This is a genomic window from Nocardioides ureilyticus (assembly GCF_051280745.1).
Classification (GTDB): Bacteria; Actinomycetota; Actinomycetes; order Propionibacteriales; family Nocardioidaceae; genus Nocardioides.
This window is the reverse complement of the sequence record NZ_JBNCOG010000066.1, coordinates 1-4,647: the sequence shown is the minus strand read 5'-3', so window position 1 is coordinate 4,647 and position 4,647 is coordinate 1. Positions and strand designations below refer to the sequence as shown.

At 73.5% G+C, this 4,647-nt stretch carries 2 protein-coding genes; both read right to left on the bottom strand.

The genetic code is table 11. The features are described 5' to 3' along the window. Positions 1-36 precede the first annotated feature (36 nt). Positions 37-1,971, bottom strand: a complete 1,935-nt coding sequence (locus ACSMHG_RS19430; RefSeq protein ID WP_435748217.1) for an anthranilate synthase family protein — start codon at positions 1,969-1,971, stop codon at positions 37-39. 44 nt (positions 1,972-2,015) lie between these two features. Further along, positions 2,016-4,193, bottom strand: coding sequence for a HelD family protein (locus ACSMHG_RS19425; RefSeq protein WP_435748219.1), 2,178 nt, complete (start codon positions 4,191-4,193; stop codon positions 2,016-2,018). Positions 4,194-4,647 lie beyond the last annotated feature (454 nt).

Genomic DNA, 4,647 nt, shown 5'->3' with positions numbered 1-4,647 from the left:
CGTGGTGGTCGACCACCACGACGTCCACCGGCTTCCTCACCCCTCGTCGAGGAGCAGCGAGACCACCATGTCGTGGAGCAGGTCGTAGCCACGCTCGGTGAGGATCGACTCCGCGTGGAACTGGATGCCCCGGAAGTGCGGCCCCACCAGGTGGTGCACGTCCCCCGTCGCGGGATCGGCGTCGACCCGGACCCCTTCGGGCAGCACGGTGCCCCCTTCGTCGGTCGAGCCTGTCGAGACCCGCCCGACGAAGGTGTTGTAGAAGCCCACCCGCTCGGTGCGCCCCTCGAGCGGGACCGCGGACTGGGTGCCCTGGAAGACGATGTCCTTGTAGGCCAGCGGGATGCCGAGCCGGTGGCACAGCGCCTGGTGGCCCAGGCAGACGGCCAGGAACGGCCGCTCGGCCTCGAGCAGCTCGGCGACGGCCGCGCGCAGGTTGCGCATCTTCGGGTCGTCGTCGTCGCGCGGGTCGCCCGGGCCGGGACCGACGATCACCAGGTCGTGGCCGTCGAGGCACCCGGGGACGTACTCCTCGTGGCGCACCACCGTGCTGGTCATGCCGAGGACGCCGAGCACGTGGCGCAGCATGTTCACGAAGTCGTCCTCGCCGTCGAGGATCACCGCGCTCCTGCCGGCCAGGCGGGGGTCGGGGGCGGAGCCGCCCTGGTCGGTGAGCCAGAACGACGACAGCCGCCGGTTGCGGGCGTTGAGCGCCAGCAGCACGTCCTCGTCGCTGACCAGCTCCGCGACGTCGACGTCCGGCGTCGGGGCGGGCGGGACCAGGCCGAAGGCACTGAGGATGCCGCCGGCCTTCGCGTGGGTCTCCGCCACCTCGTACGCCGCGTCGGAGTCGCGGACCAGGGTCGCGCCGGCGGTGACCTTGAGGTTGCCGTCGAGGTCGACGTCGGCGGTGCGGATCACGATCGGGCTGTCGACGACCGGCCCGCCCTGGGCGTCGCGGCCGAGGATCGCCAGGGCGGCGCCGTAGTAGCCGCGCCCCTCGGTCTCGTAGGCCTTGATCAGCCGGCAGGCGTTCTCCACCGGGCTGCCGGTGACCGTCGCGGCGTACATCGTGTCGCGCAGCACCTCGCGCGGGTCGCGGTCGGTGCGGCCGGCGAGGAGGTACTCGGTGTGGACGAGGCGGCTCATCGGCTTGAGGAACGGGCCGAGGACCTGGCCGCCCTGGTTGCAGATGTCGCACATCATCTTGAGCTCCTCGTCGACGACCATGAAGAGCTCGTAGATCTCCTTCTCGTCGTGGAGGAACTCCATCAGCCGGCCCTTGACGTCGGCGTCGGGCTCGCGCGGGATGCGGAAGGTGCCGCTGATCGGGTTCATCCGGACGTCGCCGCCGTGGATCGACACGTGCCGCTCGGGGCTGGCGCCGATGAGGTAGCGGTCGCCGGTGAAGAAGACGTAGGTCCAGTACGCCCCGCGCTCGCGCTCCAGGAGCCGCTTGAAGACGGTGAGGGCCGTCTGCGCGTTCCAGTCGGCGACCGTCGCGCGGTAGTGCCGGCCCACGACGAGGTTGGCGCCCTCGCCCTGGCCGATCTCGTCGCGGATGATGGCGTCGACGAGCTTGCCGTACTCCTCGTCGTCGGTCTCGAACCCGCCGCGGTCGGTCAGCTCGACCGGCACCTCGTCGATCGCCTCGGCGACCTCGGCGACGGAGTACTCGAGCTCGGTCTCGACGTCGACCACCACCAGCGGCGTGCCGTCGTCGTGCGCCTCGAACCCGCGCTCGGCCACCTGGCGGAACGGCACCGCGAGCAGGCGGTCCGCGACCTGGCCGTCGGGGGCGGGGCCCTCCTCGAGCGGTACGTCGAGGATCGACCCGACCACGCTGCGCCGGCCACCGACCAGGCCGACCGTGGGCTTGGCGCCGGCGCGCGTCGATCGGCGGATGATCGCCCAGGCCTCGTGCCCCTGGAGCGCGGCGATGGCGTCCCGGGCGTTCGGCTTCTGGGTCATGGGCGAACTCTAGTTGTCGCGGCCGGGTCGCCGGTCGGGGCTGGTCAGCTGATGGTCGTGAGCAGTTGCGTGGCGCGGGTGAGCACCACGTAGAGCGTCGCGCGCCCGGTGGCCGACTCGTCCTCGATCTCCTGCGGCCGGACGACGACGATCCCGTCGAACTCCAGCCCCTTGGTGTCCAGGCCGGTCAGCACCACGACCCGGTCCTCGCCGGACGGCGTGACCGAGGAGTCGACCGCGGCACGCGCGCCGCGGGCGTCCTGGGCCAGCTCCGGCCACGACGCGAGCCACGCGTTGACCTCGGAGCGCCGGGCGGCGGGCACCACGATGCCGACCGTGCCGGCGACCTGGCCGGCCATCTCGACCACGGCCCGCCGGGTCTCGGCCTCGACGTCGGCCACGTCGGTCAGCTCGACCGGCTCGACGCCGGTCGACCGGACGGCGGTGGGGAGGTCGGCGTCGAGCCCGACGCGCCGGGCGTACGCCGCGGCGTACGCGTAGATCTCGGCGCTGTTGCGGTAGTTGGTCGAGAGGTGGAAGGAGTGGACCTGCTTCCCCTCCAGGGCCGCGGCGCGCGCCTCCTCCGCCTCCTCGCGCACCGGCCAGGACGACTGCGCCGGGTCGCCGACGATGGTCCAGGAGGCCGCGCGGCCACGCCGGCCGACCATCCGCCACTGCATCGGCGTGAGGTCCTGCGCCTCGTCGACCAGCACGTGGGCGAAGCCGTCGTCCTCGATCCGGTGCTGCGGCGGCGCCCAGGCCCGGCCGGACGGGGCGTACTCCCGGTCGGAGGCGGTGGTGAGCTCCTGCAGGTCCACCGCGCCCTCGATGACCGCCAGCGGGTCGTCGCGATCGTCCTCCGGCTTGGCCGGGACGTCGCCGAGCGCGTAGCGCAGCTCGTCGAGCAGCGCGACGTCCTCCACGGAGAGGTCGGTGGCCCCGGACCACGACTTCGAGAGCAGCCGCTGCTCCTCGGGGGTGACGACGCCCTCGGCGACCCGCGCGAGGAACTCGGGGTCGCGCAGCCAGCCCAGCACCGTGGGCGCGTCCAGCGGCGGCCACCAGGCGACGGCGAAGTCGACGAAGCGCTGGTCGGACAGCATCTCCTCGTCGAACGACTCCCGCCCACGCTCACGGCCGCGCTCACCGCGGACCTGGCGCCACATCGCGTCGAGCAGGGTGGGGGCCACCCGCGGCAGCTGCTTGTTGCGCCGCCCCTGCGACATCAGCTGGCGGCGCAGCCGGCCGAGCAGCGCCCGGTCGAGCACGATGGTGTCGTCGCGCCAGAAGATGCGGAAGTCGGTGGGGCTGCCGGGCGCCTGCTGGCGCGCGGCGCGACGGATCAGCTCCGCCATCCGCGCCGCACCCTTGACGTCGGCGACGGCCGGCTCGTCGTGACGGGTGGCGCGGACGCCGTCGACCACCTCACCGAGGGACCGCAGCGCCACGGCCGTCTCGCCCAGGCTGGGGAGCACCCGCTCGATGTAGCGCATGAACACCCCGCTCGGGCCCACGACGAGCACGCCACCGGACTCGTAGCGCCGACGGTCGGTGTAGAGCAGGTACGCCGCGCGGTGCAGCGCCACGACGGTCTTGCCGGTGCCCGGCCCGCCGGAGATGGCGACGACACCCTTGCCCGGCGCGCGGATCGCCTTGTCCTGCTCGGCCTGGATGGTCGCGACGATCGAGTGCATCGAGCGGTCGCGGGCGCGGGAGAGCTGCGCCATCAGGGCACCCTCGCCGACGATCGGCAGGTCGAGCCCCGACTCCTCGAGCGCCTCGGCATCGAGCAGCTCGTCCTCGACGCCCACCACCCGCGGCCCGGCGCAGCGCAGCACGCGGCGGCGTACGACGGAGTGCGGCTCGGCGGCGGTCGCCTGGTAGAACACGGCGGCGGCGGGCGCGCGCCAGTCGATGAGCAGCGAGTCGCGCTGGGCGTCGCGCAGCCCGATGCGACCGATGTAGCGCGGCGCCGGGTCGAGCTCGGGCTTCATGTCCAACCGGCCGAAGACCAGGCCCTCGTGGGCGGCGTCGAGCTGGGCGATCCGCTTCGCGGCCTGGAACACCATGGCGTCGCGCTCGACCAGGCCGCCCTCGTGGCCCAGCTTCCCCCGGTCGTGGCCCTCGCGGGCCAGCTTCCGGGCCGCTGCGGCGGAGTCACCCAGCTGCCGGTACACGCGGTCGACGTACTCCTGCTCGCGACCGATCTCTCGGTCCTCCAGCTGCTCGGCACGCTCTGCCGCTGTCTGCTCGGCCCCTCCCTGCTGGGCACCGGACTGCTGGCTCTGCTCTTCGGACAAGGGTCGGATCTCCACCTCGTGCGACGTGCCCGCGGACCGCCGCCCGGTCGTCGCGATCCCGGAACGGCAAGTCCACAAGCCTAACCGGGCGCGCCGACGGCCGGCGCGCGGTTCACCCGAACGTCATCTCGCGGACCTTCGGGCCCCCTGTGGGATCCTGCAACCATGCGGACGCACGGTGTGGGGCCGGGTGGCTGATGGCCGACCTGGCGGCGTACGTCGAGCAGCACGGTCCCGCCCTGTGGCGCCGGGCCTGCGCGCTCACCGCCGACGACCCCGCCCGTGCCGAGCGGCTGCTGGGGGACGCGCTGGCCCGCGCCTGGCGCCAGCCCGCAGCCGGCGCTCCGGGCGACCCGGCCGCCGCGGAGGCGCTGCT